Source organism: Bradyrhizobium sp. WCU1, assembly GCF_053474805.1.
In genome coordinates this window covers 5281255-5299625 of the sequence record NZ_CM130280.1, presented here as the reverse complement: position 1 = coordinate 5299625, position 18371 = coordinate 5281255, and the positions used below count along the sequence as shown (strand labels likewise).

The 18371-nt window shown below is 65.0% G+C and carries 13 protein-coding genes; 8 read left to right on the top strand and 5 right to left on the bottom strand.

Annotation, left to right across the window (positions count from 1 at the left end):
• Positions 1-140: 140 nt before the first annotated feature.
• The 3 genes from ACTUWL_RS24455 to ACTUWL_RS24445 form a co-directional block, all read right to left on the bottom strand.
• Positions 141-1685: a SpoVR family protein gene (locus tag ACTUWL_RS24455; protein WP_021080881.1), complete on the bottom strand. Its 1545-nt coding sequence runs from the start codon at positions 1683-1685 to the stop codon at positions 141-143.
• A 3-nt stretch (positions 1686-1688) separates the two neighbouring features.
• On the bottom strand, positions 1689-2960 hold the full coding sequence (locus ACTUWL_RS24450; protein ID WP_035652585.1) for a YeaH/YhbH family protein: 1272 nt from the start codon (positions 2958-2960) through the stop codon (positions 1689-1691).
• 150 nt (positions 2961-3110) lie between these two features.
• Positions 3111-5054 (bottom strand): PrkA family serine protein kinase, encoded by a 1944-nt coding sequence (locus ACTUWL_RS24445; RefSeq protein WP_021080883.1) that lies wholly within the window; start codon positions 5052-5054, stop codon positions 3111-3113.
• Positions 5055-5575: 521 nt separating this feature from the next.
• On the opposite strand from ACTUWL_RS24445, the gene ACTUWL_RS24440 reads away from it, so the two are divergent.
• The 8 genes from ACTUWL_RS24440 to ACTUWL_RS24405 all read left to right on the top strand — a co-directional run bounded on the left by ACTUWL_RS24440 (position 5576) and on the right by ACTUWL_RS24405 (position 14476).
• Positions 5576-6193, top strand: a complete 618-nt coding sequence (locus tag ACTUWL_RS24440; protein WP_021080884.1) for a hypothetical protein — start codon at positions 5576-5578, stop codon at positions 6191-6193.
• A 38-nt stretch (positions 6194-6231) separates the two neighbouring features.
• Entirely contained in the window at positions 6232-6678 is a 447-nt protein-coding gene (locus ACTUWL_RS24435) for a DsrE family protein (RefSeq protein WP_021080885.1), read from the top strand.
• Between the two features lie 216 nt (positions 6679-6894).
• Positions 6895-9741: a bifunctional transaldolase/phosoglucose isomerase gene (locus ACTUWL_RS24430; RefSeq protein ID WP_021080886.1), complete on the top strand. Its 2847-nt coding sequence runs from the start codon at positions 6895-6897 to the stop codon at positions 9739-9741.
• 12 nt (positions 9742-9753) lie between these two features.
• Complete coding sequence (gene gnd / locus ACTUWL_RS24425; protein ID WP_021080887.1) at positions 9754-10737, top strand: phosphogluconate dehydrogenase (NAD(+)-dependent, decarboxylating); 984 nt, start codon at positions 9754-9756, stop codon at positions 10735-10737.
• Positions 10738-10836: 99 nt separating this feature from the next.
• The gene (gene zwf / locus ACTUWL_RS24420; protein ID WP_021080888.1) at positions 10837-12375 is read left to right on the top strand and encodes a glucose-6-phosphate dehydrogenase; all 1539 of its coding nucleotides are present in this window, start codon (positions 10837-10839) and stop codon (positions 12373-12375) included.
• 2 nt (positions 12376-12377) lie between these two features.
• Complete coding sequence (gene pgl, locus ACTUWL_RS24415) at positions 12378-13130, top strand: 6-phosphogluconolactonase (protein ID WP_021080889.1); 753 nt, start codon at positions 12378-12380, stop codon at positions 13128-13130.
• A gap of 54 nt (positions 13131-13184) precedes the next feature.
• Entirely contained in the window at positions 13185-13673 is a 489-nt protein-coding gene (locus ACTUWL_RS24410) for a gluconokinase (RefSeq protein WP_021080890.1), read from the top strand.
• Positions 13670-14476 (top strand): Cof-type HAD-IIB family hydrolase, encoded by an 807-nt coding sequence (locus ACTUWL_RS24405; RefSeq protein ID WP_021080891.1) that lies wholly within the window; start codon positions 13670-13672, stop codon positions 14474-14476. The genes ACTUWL_RS24410 and ACTUWL_RS24405 overlap by 4 nt, the downstream gene beginning before the upstream one ends.
• 16 nt (positions 14477-14492) lie before the next feature.
• Here the strand turns inward: ACTUWL_RS24405 and ACTUWL_RS24400 are convergent, their stop codons facing one another.
• Positions 14493-16301: a glycoside hydrolase family 15 protein gene (locus ACTUWL_RS24400; protein WP_021080892.1), complete on the bottom strand. Its 1809-nt coding sequence runs from the start codon at positions 16299-16301 to the stop codon at positions 14493-14495.
• 18 nt (positions 16302-16319) lie between these two features.
• Positions 16320-18266, bottom strand: coding sequence for a 4-alpha-glucanotransferase (gene malQ, locus ACTUWL_RS24395; RefSeq protein ID WP_021080893.1), 1947 nt, complete (start codon positions 18264-18266; stop codon positions 16320-16322).
• Positions 18267-18371: the final 105 nt, after the last annotated feature.

The following is an 18371-nucleotide window of genomic DNA, read 5'->3' as shown; positions in this document are numbered from 1 at the left end:
GCGGAACGTGATGCGCTTCAAATCCGAAAATGTTGCCGGGATGTTCATGATGTGGGCCTTCGATAGAAATGAAGGTCCACCGAGCGAGACGTGCATTCCACGCCGCGGTCAGCTCGCTTGTCGCTGCATGAGCGCCATGCTCAAGCCGCGACCGCCGCTGCGCGCGGGCTGACGACGTATTCCTTCAGCACCTTGTCGGCACCGTCGACTTCGGTCAGCGCGACGTCGTAGGACCACAGATCAGCGAGATGCTGCAGCACGCGGCGCGTGTCGGTCTCGTTGAGCTGCGCGCCCTTCACGGTGGTGTGACGCAGCATCAGGCGACGATCGCCGTCGAGGTCGACATCGACGACCTCGATATTGGCGTCGACGAAGCCGACGTCGTATTGCCGCGCCAGTTCGCGCCGCACCCGGCGGTAGCCACGCTCGTCATGAATCGCATCGACCTTGATCCCCTGGCTTTCGGCGGGGTCGTCGTGCAGATGGAACATGCGGAAGCGCCGGATCAGCGCCGGGCTGAGGAACTGGTTGATGAAACTCTCGTCGCGGTAGTTGCTCCAGATCTCGCGCAGCACGCCTTCGACGTCGCCCTTGCCGGCAATGTCGGGGAACCAGTCGCGATCCTCGTCCTCCGGATTCTTCACGATCCGCTCGATGTCCTGCATCATGGCGAAACCGAGCGCGTAAGGGTTGAAGCCGGAATAGCGGCGGTCGTCGAACTCGGGCTGGAACACTACGTTGGTGTGCGACTGCAGGAATTCGAGGAAATTTCCGTCGGTGATCCGGCCCTGCTGATGCAGCCGGCTCATGATGCGGTAATGGACGTAGGTCGCGGTGCCCTCGTTCATCACCTTGGTCTGGCCCTGCGGGTAGAAATACTGCGCGATATGACGCACGATGCGAATGAGCTCGCGCTGCCAGGGCGCAAGCCGCGGCGCGGTCTTCTCCAGGAAATAGAGGATGTTCTCCTGCGGCAGACCGAGCAGCGCGCGGCGGCGCTCGGCAGTCAGCGCAGCCTTGCTCTTGGCCTTGGTGTTCGGCACCGTCCGCCACAGATCGTTGAACACGGCCTCTTCGTGCTGGCGGCGCTCGCCGGCACGCTTCTCCTCGGCGCGCAGGTCGAGCGTCTTCTTGCCGGGATAGCGGTCGACGCCATGCGACATCAGCGCATGCGCGGCATCCAGCGTCCGCTCCACCGTCTCGCGGCCGTGGCGGTCCTCGCAGGCGGCGATGTAGCCCTTGGCGAATTCGAGATAGTCGAGGATGCCGTCGGCGTCGGTCCACTGCTTGAACAGATAGTTGTTCTTGAAGAAGTGATTGTGCCCGAACGCCGCATGCGCGATCACCAGCGTCTGCATCGTCGCGGTGTTCTCCTCCATCAGATAGGAGATGCACGGCGAGGAATTGATCACGATCTCATAGGCGAGGCCCATCAGGCCCTTGCGATAGGACGCTTCCTGGAATGCGAACTGCTTGCCGAACGACCAGTGCTTGTAGAACAGCGGCATGCCGACCGAGGAATAGGCGTCGAGCATCTGCTCGGCGGTGATCACCTCGATCTGGTTGGGATAGACGTCGAGCCCGAGCTCCTTGCGCGCGACCTCCTCGCAGGCGTCGTGAATCCGCTGCAGCGTCTGGAAATCCCAGTCGGCGCCCTCGAACAGCCGTTCGCCGGAAGATCCCATCAACTATACCCTTTCCTGGCTGGTGGTACGGCGCTTGAACAGGTCCTGGAACACCGGGAAGATCTCGCCGCGTTCGCTCACCTTGCGCATCGACAACGGCGCGCCGTCGTTGCGAAGACGCTCATAGAGCGTCCAGAGCGAGGAGTCCGGCATGTCGAAGGTGTAGTTGGCGGCCTCGCCGACCTCGAGATAGGCGAAGAACTGGCACACCGGCAGGATCTTGTCGGTCAAGAGATGCCCGGTCAGCCCGCTGTCGGAGGTCATGTTGTCGCCGTCCGAAGCCTGGGCCGCGTAGATGTTCCAGTCGGCGGGGCGGAAGCGGGTGCGCACGATGTCGTTCATCGCAACCAGCGCGCTCGACACCAGCGTGCCGCCGGACGCCGGTCCATGGAAGAACGTATCCTCGTCCACCTCCTCGGCGCGGTCGGTGTGCCGGACGAACACGATCTCGACGTGCTTGTAGCGCCGCTTCAGGAAGACGTAGAGCAGCATGTAGAACCGCTTCGCGAGATCCTTCATGTGCTCGGACATCGAGCCCGAGACGTCCATCAGGCAGAACATCACGGCCTGCGCCACCGGCTTCGGCACCGTCTCGAAGCGCCGGTAGCGAATGTCGATCGGATCGATGAACGGGATCCGCTTGGCCTTGGCCTTCAGCGCTTCGAGCAGCGCAAGCAGCTCGCGGCGGCGCGTATCGTCTTCGCACGCGGCAAGCTCGGCCTCGAGCGCCTCGATCTCGTCCTTGCGCGGCCGGCGCAGCGCCACGCGGCGCGCCAGCGCCCGGCTCACCGTGCGACTGATCGAGATGTTGGCGGGCGAGCCCGAGGTCGCATAGCCGGCGCGCTGGATGCCCTCGCTCTCGGTTTCCGCGAGCTTGCGCTTGGCGAGATCGGGCAGCTCGAGATCGTCGAGGAAGAGGTCGACGAACTCCTCGCGGCTCAGCACGAAGCGGAAGGCGTCTTCGCTGTCGCCCTCGCCGGCGCCGGAGCCCTTGGCGCCGCTCTGGTTCGGGCGCTGCAGCCAGTCGCCCTCGACGAACTTCTTGTTGCCGGGCAGCACCATGTCACGCGTGCCGCCCTCGCGCCGGAACCGCGGCTCGTCCATGCCGTCCAGCGGGATGGTCACCTCGCCGCCCTCCAGGACATCCTTGATGTCCCGGTCCTGTGACGACTTCTTGACGGCTCCCTGCACCAGCGCCTTGGCGCGCCGCAGGAACCGCTGACGGTTCTCCAGGCTCTTGCTACCCGGATTCAACCGCCGATCGACGATGTGCATGACCACTTTGCATCTGCCTCGCGCCGGATGCGATCATCACAGTCGCATCGCATTCTTATTGGACGGAACCGGACGAGACGGAAAGCCGCTGCCGGCTTTCCGGATCGTACACTGGATTCTTGCTCGAGCATGATCTCTTCGGATCATGCTCTAGCCGGCCTGCTTCACCCGCATGTACCACTCGACGAGCCGGCGGACCTGGCGCTCGGTATAACCGCGCTCCACCATCCGCTCGACGAACTCGCCGTGCTTCTTCTCGGTCTCGCCGTCCTTCTTGGAGCCGAACGAGATCACCGGAAGCAGATCCTCGACCTGCGAGAATATCCGCTTCTCGATCACGTCGCGAACCTTTTCGTAGGAGGTCCAGCTCGGGTTCTTGCCGCCATTGTGCGCCCGCGAACGCAGCGAGAACTTGACGACCTCGTTGCGGAAGTCCTTCGGGTTGGCGATGCCGGCCGGCTTCTCGATCTTGGTCAGCTCCTGATTCAGAAGCTCGCGGTTCATCAGCTGGCCGGTGTCGGGATCCTTGAAGTCCTGATCCTCGATCCAGGCGTCGGCGTAGTCGACGTAGCGGTCGAACAGGTTCTGGCCGTAGTCGGCATAGGATTCCAGATAGGCCTTCTGGATCTCGTTGCCGATGAACTCGGCATAGCGCGGCGCAAGGTCGGCCTTGATGAATTCGAGATAGCGCTTCTCGGTCTCGTCAGGCAGCTGCTCGCGGCGGATCGCCATCTCCAGCACATACATCAGGTGCACCGCGTCGGCGCCGACCTCCGTGGTGTCGTGGTTGAAGGTCGAGGCCAGCACCTTGAAGGCGAAGCGGGTGGAGACGCCGTCCATGCCCTCGTCGACGCCGGCGGCGTCCTTGTACTCCTGCACGCTGCGCGCCTTCGGATCGGACTCCTTCAGGCTCTCGCCGTCATACACCCGCATCTTGCCGAACAGCGTCGAGTTCTCGTGCTTGCGCAGCCGCGACATCACCGAGAAGCGGGCCAGCGTTTCCAGCGTCGCCGGCGCGCAGGGCGCTGCGGCGAGCTCGGAGCCCTGGATCAGCTTCTCGTAGATCTTCTGCTCCTCGGTGACCCGCAGGCAGTACGGGACCTTGATGACGCAGATGCGGTCGATGAAGGCCTCGTTGTTCTTGTTGGTCTTGAAGCTCTGCCACTCGGCTTCGTTGGAGTGCGCGAGGATGATGCCGGTGAACGGGATCGCACCGATGTTTTCGGTGCCGATGTAGTTGCCCTCCTGCGTCGCGGTCAGCAGCGGGTGCAGCATCTTGATCGGCGCCTTGAACATTTCGACGAACTCGAGCACGCCCTGGTTGGCGCGGTTAAGGCCGCCGGAATAGCTGTAGGCGTCCGGATCGTTCTGGGCGTAGGTCTCGAGCTTGCGGATGTCGACCTTGCCGACCAGCGAGGAGATGTCCTGGTTGTTCTCGTCGCCGGGCTCGGTCTTGGCGACCGCGATCTGGCGCAGCCGCGAGGGCTGGATGCGCGCGACGCGGAACTGCGAGATGTCGCCGCCGAAGGCCTCGAGCCGCTTGTAGGCCCAGGGTGACATCAGCCCGCTCAGCCGGCGGCGCGGAATGCCGTACTTCTCCTCGATCATCGGACCGAGCTGCTCGGGGTCGAACAGCCCGAGCGGGCTCTCGAACACCGGCGACAATTCGTCACCCGCCTTCAGCACGTAGATCGGATGGATTTCCATCAGCGCCTTGATGCGCTCGGCGAGCGAGGACTTGCCGCCGCCGACCGGTCCGAGCAGATAGAGGATCTGCTTGCGCTCTTCGAGGCCCTGCGCGGCGTGGCGGAAGAAGCCGACGAGGCGCTCGATCGTGTCCTCCATGCCGTAGAAGCCGGCGAAGGCCGGATACGACCGGATCGTACGGTTCAAAAAGATACGGCCAAGGCGTGGGTCCTTGGCCGTGTCGATCATCTGGGGCTCACCGATTGCCGCTAATAACCGCTCGGCCGCATTGGCGTATCGCATCGGATCACTTCGACACGACTCCAGATACTCGGCCATCGACATGTCGGTCTGGCTTCGCGCTTCAAACGACCTTGCGAAGGCGTTGAACAAAGAATCGTTGTACATGATCCCTATCTCCACGATATGTATCGCCGCACGACTGACACGAGTCGTAACCAGAGCGTCCTAGGATCGAATCAGCGTCGGCACGCTGGGTCCATTGGACACTCGACCGACTCACTTCGGCAATGCACGGCGCATGCAGCCTCTGCCTTATCAACAGGCAGGAAGCTTAATGGTTCATCAATATCCCCTGTTGGTGGCCTGTTTTTGGCGGTTGTAGCCCCTTCGCCACATCCGTGGTTTACCGGGGCTAGAGCCTCCAACAGCGCCTCCGAAGCGGACATCCGAGCGGGGCAACTTCCCCGTCCGAAGATGAACGTTGGGCTTCCCTGAAGAGGTGTGATTGTCCAGCCTTGGCGTCAAGATGGGCACTTCACGGGGCCGCATAAACAAAGGTTTATGTGCCGTTGAACGTGCCTCCTTGTCGCCGCGACTAAGGCAACGAGCCCGCGCAGTTCCGCGCGGCACCATTGCCGCGCTGTAAAGATGACACCTTGGAGGCGCGGGCTATTCCCGAGGCGGCCATGAAGCAGACGCTCCTCGTTGTCGCACTTGCCGTCGCAGCCGGTGCCGGCGCCACGTCGGCCGTCCAGGCGCAGGAAGAGGTCGACAAGGCCACCGCAGCCGCCTTCGACAACAGAATGTTTGCAGGCCCGCTAGGGGCGAAAGCCTATGCCTGCTTTGTGCGTCGCTACGATGCAAATCATCTGGCGCAGCATCCGAAGCAGAAGGTCAGCGCCATGAAGCTGCTGGTCTCGGCGGAAGACGCACCGGAGGACAAGACCACCAACTACTCGTTCCGCCTCGGCGTCGCCTACCGCCACCGCTCGGGCAATTTCGACTCCAGCGGCTATTGCCACCACGCGCTCGCGACCGAATCCGGACACGAAATCCGCTTCGAATGCAGCGTCGATTGTGAAGGCGGCGGCATCAGCGTGGCGCTGTCGAAGGACGATAAATCCGCGATCGCGCGCCTCGCCAGCATCAGGATGTGGAATCGCAACAAGCCCGACGATGACGCGAGCGAAGAGCTGCTCGCCGGCGCCGACGACAGGATCTTTCGGATCGATCGCGCGGACTTGCGCGAATGCGCCGAACTTGTGACTGACCGCAAGGAACTCGCTGCGCTCCGCCACAAGTGATAGGATTGCTCGTCAACAACAATTGCGCGAGGGACGCCATGCACCGACGCAGCATCCTGTGGGGCACGCTCTCGGCAATCGGCGCCGCTTTCGCCGCGTCACGCGCCAACGCCACGGCCGAAGCGCCGCAGCAGAAGCTGAAGGTGGCCTATCACCTCGACGACCTCGACAAGGTCGGTTTCGTGATCGGCAACATCCAGAACCATCTCGACGGCGTCGGCGGCCCCGGCAATGTCACGATCGCGCTGGTGGTGCACGGCCAGGCGCTGAAGGCGTTTCATTCGGCAGCGGCCAATCCCGACCTGTCAAAGCATGTCGGGCAGTTCACCAGGGACGGGATCGAGCTTGCCGCCTGCGGCAACACCATGAAATCGCAGAACATCGGCCTGAAGGACCTGCTGCCCGGCTTCGTCGCCGCCGAGCGCGGCGGCGTCGTTCGGCTCGCCGAGCTGCAATCCCAGGGTTACCTCTACCTGCGGCCCTGACCTGAGGCGTGCGCCGCAACGCGTCATAAAAATGTGCCGAGATCAGGGTCTGCTCGGGACCGCGTCCGAGGGGATCGAACTGTTGTGAATGGCGTTATCCCTTGGGAATGCTGATATTCCGCCCGGGCCCCACCTGATGTTGACAATCCTCCGCTGTCCCCGAAAGCTGCCCGGGAACCCAAAAACCGACCCTCGATCGAACGAGAACAGGCACCCATGAACCCCGTCAAAGAACTCGAAAATCACCGCCAGGCCGTCTGGCTGGACTTCCTCGCCCGCGGCTTCGTCGCCAAGGGGGATCTGAAGCGGCTGATCGAGACCGACGGCGTCAAGGGGGTGACCTCCAACCCCTCGATCTTCGAGAAGGCGATCGGCTCTTCGGACGAGTATGACGGGGCGATCGGCCAGGCGCTCAAGAAGGGCGACCGCTCGGTCGCCGACCTGTTCGAGCACCTTGCTGTCGTGGATATCCAGCATGCCGCCGATGTGCTGCGCCCGGTCTACGACCACAGCCACGGCGGCGACGGCTTCGTCAGCCTCGAAGTGTCGCCCTATCTGGCGATGGACACCAAGGGCACGATCGTGGAGGCCGAGCGGCTCTGGAAGGACGTCCATCGCAAGAACCTGATGGTCAAGGTGCCGGCGACGCCGGAAGGCCTGCCGGCGATCGAGTATCTGATCGGCGAAGGCATCAGCATCAACATCACGCTGCTGTTCTCCCAGGAGGTCTACCGCCAGGTTGCCGAGGCCTATCTCAAGGGCCTGGAGAAGTACGTCGCCAAGGGCGGCGACCCCTCCCATGTCGCGAGCGTCGCCAGCTTCTTCGTCAGCCGCATCGACTCTGCCGTCGACAAGCAGCTCGACGAGAAGATCGCGCGCGCCAACGATCCCTTAGAAAAGGAGCGGCTTGCCGCGCTGAAGGGCAAGGTCGCGATCGCGAACGCAAAGCTCGCCTACCAGGACTACAAGCGCCTGTTCTCGGGCGCGCGCTGGGATAAGCTCGCGAAGAAGGGCGCCAAGCCGCAGCGGCTGCTGTGGGCGTCCACCGGCACCAAGAACAAGGACTACAGCGACGTGCTCTATGTCGAGGAGCTGATCGGCCCCGACACCGTCAACACCGTGCCGCCGGCCACGCTCGACGCCTTCCGCGATCACGGCAAGGTCCGCGACAGCCTGGAGGAGAATGTCGAGGCGGCCCGCCGCGTGCTGGAGGAGCTGGAGCGGTCCGGCATCTCGCTCGATGCGATCACCGAGGAGCTGGTCAAGGACGGCGTCAAGCTGTTCGCCGACGCGGCTGACAAGCTGTACGGCGCGGTTGCCCACAAGCGCGCCACCTCGCTCGGCGGCGGCATCGACCACCAGAAGCTGGCGCTCGGCGCCGGCATCGCGAAGGCGGTCGAGAAGAGCGCCGAGGAATGGCGCGCCTCGGCCAAGATTCGCAGGCTCTGGCACAAGGACAAGTCGGTCTGGACCGGCGATGACGAGGACAAATGGCTGGGCTGGCTGACCAGCGCCGCAACCGCCGATGTCACCGACTACGAGGATTTCGCCAAGCGCGTGAAAGGCCAGAGCTTCACCGACGCCGTCGTGCTCGGCATGGGCGGATCGAGCCTCGGGCCGGAGGTGCTGGCGCAGACCTTCCCGCACAAATCCGGCTTCCCGCGGCTGCACGTGCTCGATTCGACTGATCCGGCGCAGGTGCGCGCGATGGAGGAGTATGTCGACATCGCCAAGACGCTGTTCATCGTGTCCTCCAAATCCGGCGGCACCACCGAGCCGAACGTGATGAAGGACTATTTCTTCGACCGGGTCGCCAAGGCGATCGGCAAGGACAAGGCCGGCCACCGCTTCATCGCGGTGACCGATCCGGGCTCCTCGCTGCAGAAGGTCGCGATCAAGCAGGGCTTTGCCCGGATCTTCTACGGGGACCCGGCGATCGGCGGCCGCTATTCCGTGCTGTCGCCGTTCGGCCTGGTGCCGGCGGCCGCAGCGGGCATCGACGTCCGCAGCCTGCTCGGCCACACCCTCGCCATGGTGCGCTCCTGCGGCGCCGACGTGCCGCCGCAGGAAAATCCGGGCGTCCAGCTTGGATTGGCGATGGGCATCGCCGGCCTCGAAGGCCGCGACAAGGTGACGCTGTTCGCCTCACCCGACGTCGCCGATTTCGGCGCCTGGGCCGAGCAGCTGATCGCGGAATCCACCGGCAAGGACGGCAAGGGCCTGGTCCCGATCGAGGGCGAAACCATCGGCGACGCCGCGGTCTACGGCAACGACCGCTTCTTCATCGACCTCCGCACCGAACGCGAGCACGATGCCGCGCATGAGGCAAAACTAGCGGCGCTCGAGGCCGCCGGCCATCCGGTGGTCCGGATCGTGATGAAATCGATCGACCATATCGGCCAGGAGTTCTTCCGCTTCGAGATCGCAACTGCGGTGGCCGGCTCGATCCTCGGCATCAACCCGTTCAACCAGCCCGACGTCGAGGCCGCCAAGATCAAGACGCGCGAGCTGACCGCGGCGTTCGAGAAGACCGGCGCGCTGCCGGCCGAGCAGCCGGTGGTGTCGGCCGATGGGGTCGAGCTCTACACCGACGCGCAGAACGCCGAGGAGCTGCGCAAGGCGGGCGCCAACGGCGATCTCAATTCGTGGATCAAGGCCCACCTGTCGCGCTCCGGCCGCGGCGACTATGTCGCCCTGCTCGCCTATATCGAGCGCGACGGCGACACCATCGACGCGATGCAGGCGATGCGGCTGAAGCTGCGTGATGCAAAGCACCTTGCGACCTGCGCCGAGTTCGGCCCGCGCTTCCTGCATTCGACCGGGCAGGCCTACAAGGGCGGCCCCGACAGCGGCGTGTTCCTGCAGGTCACGACCGACGATAGCCAGGACCTGGCGGTGCCCGGCCAGAAGGCGAGCTTCGGCGTCATCAAGGCGGCGCAGGCGCGCGGCGATTTCGACGTGCTCACCGAGCGCGGCCGGCGGGCGCTGCGCGTGCATCTCAAGGGCGACCTCAACTCCGGGCTTGCGGCACTCGACGCCGCGATCTCGGCCGCACTGAACTGACGGAGGCGCGCGATGCAACTCGGCATGATCGGCCTCGGGCGGATGGGCGGCAACATCGTCCGCCGCCTGATGAGCAACGGCCACACCACCGTGGTCTACGACAAGGACCCCAAGGCAGTCGCCGCGCTGGTCGCGGACAATGCCACCGGCGCCTCTTCGCTTGAGGATTTCGTCCTCAAGCTGGAAGCGCCGCGCACCGCCTGGGTGATGCTGCCGGCCGGCAAGATTACCGAAGCCACCATCGAGGCGCTGTCGAAGCTGATGCAGCCCGGCGACGTCATCATCGACGGCGGCAACACCTTCTGGCAGGACGACGTCCGCCGCGGCAAGGCGCTCAGGGAGCGCGGACTGCATTACGTCGATGTCGGCACCAGCGGCGGCATCTGGGGCATCGAGCGCGGCTACTGCATGATGATCGGCGGCGACAAGCCCGTGGTCGACCGGCTCGACCCGATCTTCAAGACGCTGGCGCCCGGCATCGGCGACATCCCGCGCACCCAGGGACGCGAGGGCCGCGACCCGCGCATCGAGCAGGGCTATATCCACGCCGGTCCCGTCGGCGCCGGGCATTTCGTCAAGATGATCCACAACGGCATCGAATACGGCCTGATGCAGGCCTATGCCGAAGGCTTCGACATCCTGAAGAACGCCAACATCGAGGCATTGCCGGCGGAGCATCGCTTCGATCTCGACATCGCCGACATCGCCGAAGTCTGGCGGCGCGGCAGCGTGATCCCGTCCTGGCTGCTCGACCTCACCGCCTCGGCGCTGGCGCAGAACCACACGCTCGACAACTACTCCGGCTTTGTCGAGGATTCCGGCGAAGGCCGCTGGACCGTCAATGCCGCGGTCGACGAGGCGGTGCCGGCCGAGGTGCTGACGGCCGCGCTCTACACCCGCTTCCGCTCGCGCAAGGATCATACCTTCGCGGAGAAGATCCTCTCGGCGATGCGCGCAGGTTTTGGCGGCCACAAGGAGCCGCCGAAGAAGGCTTAAAGGCGTTTTCGAGCGGGGCCTGTCCCGCACTTGATGCGGGATGGACACCGGTTCGCGTGAAGAAAGCGCGTCAAAACGAAATCTGGAGTCCACGTTTCGATGCAATCGGAACGGGGGCTCGAGACGATTACCACGGAAGGTCACGTGCAGAAGAAACCCGATCCTTGCTCCTTCATCATCTTCGGCGCCACCGGTGATCTGACCCATCGCCTGGTCGTCCCGGCGCTCTACAATCTCGCCGCCGGCAACCTGCTGCCGGACAAATTCTGCGTCGTCGGCATCGTCCGCAAGGGCATGTCGAGCGAGCAGCTCAGCGACAGCCTGATGCAGGGGCTGCGCAAGTTCGCCACCCGCCCGGTAGACGAGGCGATCGCGAAGCGGCTGTTTGAATGCGTCACCTCGGTCGAGGCCGATCCACGCGATCCCGCGTCGTTCGACGCGATGAACGAACGGCTCGACAAGCTGGAAAAGGCGCGCGGCACCGGCGGCAACCGGCTGTTCTATCTTGCGACCCCGCCGAGCGCCTTCCTGCCGATCAGCGAGCAACTCGGTCGCACCGGCATGCTGGAGGAAAACGGCGCCTGGCGGCGGTTGATCATCGAAAAGCCGTTCGGGACCGACCTGGCATCGGCCCGGGCGTTGAATGCCGCGCTGCTGAAGCTGATGGACGAGCACCAGATCTACCGGATCGACCATTACCTCGGCAAGGAAACCGTCCAGAACATCCTGGTGCTGCGTTTCGCCAACGGCATGTTCGAGCCGATCTGGAATCGCAACCACATCGACCACATCCAGATCACGGTGGACGAGAAGCTCGGCGTCGGCCATCGCGGCAGCTTCTATGACGCAACCGGCGCGTTGCGCGACATGGTGCCGAACCATCTGTTCCAGCTGCTGTCGCTGGTGGCGATGGAGCCGCCGGCGCGCTTCGACGCCCACGCGGTGCGCTCGGAAAAGGCTGAGGTGCTGAGCGCGATCCAGATCCAGAGCGAGCAGGAAGCGCTGTCCAACTCGGTGCGCGGCCAGTATCGCACCGGCCGGGTCGGCGACACCGAGATCGAGGACTATCTCAAGACACCGGATGTCAAGCCGAACAGCTCGACCGAAACCTATGCCGCGCTGAAGCTGACCATCGACAATTGGCGCTGGGCCGGCGTGCCGTTCTATCTGCGTACCGGCAAGGCGCTGACCGCCAAGCGCACCGAGATCGCGATCAAGTTCAAGCAGGCGCCGTTCGCGATGTTCCGCGACACCGCGGTCGACCGCCTGTCGCAGAATTACCTGGTCATCTCGACCGAGCCGACCGAAGGCATCGAGCTGCAGTTCAACACCAAGGTGCCTGGCCCGGCCATCAACATCGACGGCGTCGAGATGAAGTTCCGCTACAAGGACTACTTCAAGGCCGAGCCGTCGACCGGTTACGAGACGCTGATCTATGACTGCATGATCGGCGACAATTTGCTGTTCCAGCGCGCCGACAGTGTCGAGGCCGGATGGCAGGCGGTGCAGCCCTTCATCGACGCCTGGAGAACGGCCGGCGGGCGCGGCCTGCAACCCTACAAGGCCGGCAGCGAGGGCCCGGAGGCCGCCAACGCGCTGCTGACGCGCGACGGCCGCAGCTGGCGGAAGCTGGGCTGAGCATGACCACGAGCGGCGAGCGCAAGATCATCACGGTCGCCGATCCGGCGGCGCTGGCGAAGACGGCCGCCGAACGGGTGATCGCGCGGATCGCCGGGAATCCCGGCTGGATCGCGGTCTGCCTCACCGGCGGCTCCAGTCCGAAGGCGCTCTACCAGCTGCTGGCGACGCCGGACTATCGCGAGCTGATCCCGTGGGACCGTATCCACTGGTTCATCGGCGACGAGCGCCTGGTGCCGCGCAAGGACAAGCTGCACAACATGAGCATGGCGCGCCAGGCCTTCCTCGACCGCTGCGCCCCGGCTGCGAATGTCCACCCGATCGCAACCGACACCGCCGACCTCAGGGATCCCGACGTCAGCGCGGCGCTGTACGAGAACGAGCTGATGGCGTTCTACGGCGCCGAGCAGCTCGACCCGCAGCGGCCGCTGTTCGACCTGGTGCTGATGGGCATCGGGCCTGACGGTCACACCGCCTCGCTGTTTCCCGGCTATCCCGCGGTCGAAGAAACCCGACGCTGGGTGGTCGGAGTGCCCAAGGCCAATGTCGAGCCGTTCGTGCCGCGCGTCTCCTTGACGCTGCCTGCCCTCGCCTCCTGCCGCGAGATGCTGTTCGAGGTGGCCGGTGAAAACAAGCGTGCGATCTTGACGCGCCTGTTCGCAGGCGAGAACCTGCCGGCAAACCGCGCACGATCGCTGGGCGAAACCGTCTGGCTGATCGATCAGGCGGCGCTGCCGGAGAATTTTCCTGGATGACTTTGCTGGGTGACCACCTTGGGTGACAGGCAAAATCCCTGCGCGCTGGTCGTCATGGGTGTCTCCGGCTCAGGCAAGAGCACCATCGCCGACCGCCTCGCGATCCGGATCGGCTGGCGCTATGAGGACGGCGACGGCTTCCATCCGCCGAGCAATGTCGCAAAGATGCATTCCGGCCAGCCGCTCACCGACGAGGATCGCTGGCCCTGGCTGCGCGCGATCGCCGCCGAGATCGATCGCACCTGTAGCGTCCGCGAACGCGCCGTGATCGCCTGCTCGGCGCTGAAGCGCAGCTATCGCGACATCCTGGTGCATGGCCGCGACGACGTCCGCATCATCTTCCTCGACGGCACCCAGGAGCTGATCGCGACGCGGCTGGCCGCGCGCAAGGATCATTTCATGCCGCCCGGACTTCTTGCGAGCCAGTTCAAGACACTGGAGCCGCCGACGCCGGACGAACGCCCGATCATTGTTGCGATCGACCGTTCGGTCGACACCATCATCGAAGACATCGTCAATCAATTGAAGCTGGACCGCCCATGAATCGTATCGCCCTTGTCGTATCCGATGTCGACGGCACATTGCTCACCAAGGACAAGACCCTGACCGACGGCGCCCTGACGGCGGTGCGCAAGCTCCACGAGGCCGGCATCGGCTTCACCATCGTCTCCAGCCGGCCGACGATCGGGATGGGCTTCCTGGTCGCGCCGCTCGCGATCACGCTGCCGATCGGCGCCTTCAACGGTTCATCGATCGTCGATCCGCAATTGAAGCCACTCGAACAGCATCTGATCCCCGCCGCGACAGCCAAGCGCTGCATCGACCTGCTCCGCGAGCGTGGCATCGACATCTGGCTGTTCACCAACGACCGCTGGCTGACCCGCAATCCCAACGGCGAATACAACGCGCATGAAAAGCGCGCGATCAAGCACGATCCGACCATCGTCGATGACTTCGCGCCTTATCTCGACCAGGCCTGCAAGATCGTCGGTGCCAGCTCGGATGCGCCGCTGCTGCAACGCTGCGAAGCCGACATGCAGCAGATGGTCGGCCATGATGCGACCGCGGTGCGCTCGCAGACCTACTATCTCGACGTCACCCCGCCCGGCCATGACAAGGGCACCTTCGTCGAAGGCATCGCCAAGCGCCTCGGCGTGCCGCTGGAGAATGTCGCCACGATCGGCGACATGCAGAACGACCTGCCGATGTTCGCAAGAAGCGGCGTCTCCTTTGCGATGGGCAATGCCAGCGACGACGTCAAGGCACACGCCACGCATGTCACCGAGACCAACGAGCACGACGGCTTCGCGCGCGCGATGGATGTCGTGCTGACGACCGGCCGTTAAGGCGCGAGAGGGAGAATCAGGTCGACCGCTGCACCGCGGGCTTCCCGGCACCGGCGCTGGCGGCGCTGAGATTGTGCGCGGTGTTGATCAGCGCGATATGGGTCAGCGCCTGCGGGAAGTTGCCGGTCTGCCGGCCGGCTCGAGAGTCGAACTCCTCCGCCAGGAGGCCGAGATCGTTGGCAACCGCCACCACGCGATCGAACATGGCCTGCGCCTTGTCGACATCTCCGGCGAGCACATGGGAGTCGGCGAGCCACAGGCTGCAGGCCAGGAACGCACCCTCGATCGGCTGGATCTCATCGGACACCTCGCGCGGATCGTGCCGCAGCACAAAGCCGTCGCGCATCATGTGCCGCTCGACCGCCGCGATGGTGCCGCGGATGCGCGGATCGTCCGGCGGCAGGAAGCCGACCGACGGCAGCAGCAGCAGGCTGGCGTCGAGCAGCTTTGAGCCATAGCTTTCGACGAAGCTGTTGAGATCGGGATCGAAGCCGCGTCGGCAAACGTCGCGATGGATCGCCTCGCGCAGCACCCGCCATTTCACCAGCGGCGCCTTGAAGCCGAACCGCTCGGCACTCTTGATGGCGCGGTCGAAGGCAACCCAGCACATCACCTTGGAGAACACGTAGTGCCGGGGCGCGCCGCGACGCTCCCAGATGCCGTGGTCGGGCTGGTCCCAGACCTCGGCGAGGTGAGCGACGACGGTGCATTCCAGCGACCAGCTCTCCTCGTCGAGCTTGAGCTTGGCCATGCGGGATTGATGGAAGGCGTCGATCAGTTCGCCGTAGACGTCGAGCTGAAGCTGCGCATGCGCGGCGTTACCGACACGGACCGGCTGCGCCCCTTCATAGCCGGGCAGCCATCCGGCCTCCCATTCCAGCAGGCGGCGCTGACCGAGGATGCCGTACATGATCTGCATGTTGGCCGGCGCGCCGGCGGCGGCCCGCAGCAGCCAATTGTGCCAGGCCGCCGCTTCCTCGGTGTAGCCCGAATTCATCAGCGCCAGCAGCGTGAAGGTGGCGTCGCGCAGCCAGCAGAACCGGTAGTCCCAGTTGCGCGCGCCGCCGAGCTTCTCCGGTAATGACGTGGTCGGCGCGGCGACGATGCCGCCGGTCGGCCTGAAGGTCAGCGCCTTCAGCGTGATCAGCGAGCGCATCACGAGGCCGCGCAGATCTCCGCCGTCATAGGTCGAGCGGCTGCACCATTCTCGCCAATAGTCTTCGGTGTCCTTCAGCGCAGCCTCGGGATCGATCGGTTCCGGCACCGGCTGAAAGGACGCTCCGTAGGTCAGGACGAACGGCACGGTGTCGCCCTCGCCGACTTCGAAATCGGCGATCGTGGTCAGGTCCTTGCCGCGGGTCTCGACCGGCGTGCGCAGCACGGTCATGTCCTGCCCGCTGATCGCCAGCAGCCCGCCGCCGTCCGGGTTCTTCTTCACCCAGGGAACATCGACCCCGAAGCCGAAGCGGATCACGAGCTCCATGTGCATCTTGACGCGGCCGCTGATGCCGCGAACTAGGCGGACCACGTCGGAGGCATGGCCGCGCGGCGGCATGAAGTCGATCAGTTCAACCACGCCGCCGTTGGTCTCGAACCGCGTCTCCAGGATCAGCGTATCGTCTCGATAGCGGCGCGAGGTCCGCTTGATCGTCTCGGCTGGCGCCAGCAGCCAGCGGCCATTGCGCGAGGTGCCGAGCAGCGCCGCGAAGCAGGCATCGGAATCGAACGCCGGCCAGCACAGCCAGTCAATCGAGCCGTCGCGGCCGACCAGCGCCGCGGTCTCGCAATCACCGATCAGTCCGTAGTCTTCGATCCGGGAAGCCACGCGCCGTGCTCCGCGTTGTCAGGCATGCGACCGCTCGCGGGTTGCGCGCTTGAGCGCGTCGATATCGATCGCCGACGCGAGATGCTCGATCGAGACCGGCAGCCGCTGCTTCCAGTTCGGATGCTCGTAGACGGTGCCGGGGATGTTCGGTTGCTCGACGATGCCGAGCAGGTCCTCCATCGAGACCGCCAATATCCGCGATCGCGTCCGCGCCATGAAGCCCACCACCGAGTAGAAATCGTTGTGGTGGATGTCGAGCCGGCGCAGCACGTCGTCGAGACGGCCGAGCGCGTCCCAGCGCCCCTGGTCGGTCTCGCCGGGATCGATCCCGAGCGCGCGCTTGGTTTTGAGATCGCTGAACGAGCGCCAGCCGGCATAGGTCGAGAGGTCGTGGGTGTTGAAGGTGACCAGCGCGTCCGGCAGATAATAGTCGGCGTTGCGGAACACGCCCTGGTCGTCGGTCTCGAACATCATCACCAAATAGGACCAGATGCCCCAGCCGTTCATCTGTTCGCGGAATCCCGGCGGCACGGTGCCGAGATCCTCACCGATCACGACACAACGGCTGGCTGCGCTCTCCTGCGCGGTCGCCGCCAAGAGCGCCTCGAACGGCATCAGCACATAGGCGCCGTTGGCCGGGCCGAAGCCGCGCGGCACGAGATAAAGCCGCTTCAGCCCGAAGGCGTGGTCGAGCCGGATTGCGCCGGCGTGGTGCATGGAGGCGCGCAGCATCTGCCGGAACGGTTCGAACGACCGCTGTTCGAGACCCGCGGCATTGAAGCCGGCGAGTCCCCAGTCCTGGCCGGCGGTGTTGAGCGGGTCCGGCGGCGCGCCGACGCCAAGATGGCGCGAGATCGCGGTCTGCTCATTCCAGGCATCGAACCCATCCGACTGCACGCCGACCGCGACGTCGAGATAGAGCCCGACCCGCATCCCGAGCTTGTGCGCGAGTCCCTGGCAGGCGCCGAGCTGGCGGTCGGCGGTCCATTGCACGAATTCGACGAACTCGACCTCGGCGGCGGTGTCGCGCGCCCAGCGCAATTTCGTGCACGCCGCATCGTCGGGCTGCCGCCAGTCGTCCGGCCACTCCCACCACGGCGTGTTGAACTTGTGCCGCACCACCTCGAAACAAGCGAAGCGCGACAGCAGCGTGCCCTGCTCCTTGCGGTAGGCCTCGAAATCCTGCCAGCGCCCGAGGCCGGGATTGGCCTTGAAGGCCGCGAAGGCCGCGCGCAGCGCCGGCCATTTCAGCGCCGCGACGCCGACATAGTCGACCATGTCGCGGCTGCGCAGCTGCGCCAGCGCGGCCTGCGTCGCCGCATCGACGCGATATTCGGGAATCTTCTCGACGTCGATATAGAGCGCGTTGAGGAACAGCCGGCTGTTCGGCGAATACGGGCTGCAATCGCCCGGCCGGTCGTCGAACAACGCATGCAACGGATTGAGCCCGATGCCATCGGCACCGAGCCGATGCGCGAATGCGAGCAGGCCCTCCAGATCTGTGAAGTCGCCGATGCCCCAGTTGCGCGCGGACCGCACGCCGTAGAGCTGGACCGCGATCACCCAGCAGCGATCGAACGCGCCGCCGAACGCACGGTCCGGCGCCACCAGCAACGGCAGCTCCTCACTGCCGGATGCATCCTTGAGCTGCAAGCGATGCACGCCCTCGGGCAGGCCGGCCGGCCACGTCACGCTCCGCTCACGTGCCTCGCCTTGCGCGAGCACCGCGCTGCCGCTGGAGAGCTTCCATTGCACCGGCAGCCGGGCCGCCTCGGAGAGCTGCGTCTGACCGCCATGGCCGCCTCGGACGACCACGGGGTCGATGACGATCCGCCGCGGCGTGTGGGGCGGCAGCGCGGCAAGGATCGCTGTCAGCGCCTCCGGGGTTGTCACACGGCGGTGACCGCTCCCATCGATATACTCGGTCTGGATTCCCAGGCTCTGGGCTTTGGCGTAAAGGTCCATTCGGCACGCTGCTTGCTCGCAACGGTATCGGGATCGTTGCTAAATTGTACTGATACGGGAAAGGAATAGTTGATGTTCAACGCTCTACCCTATCAAGCGTTCCCG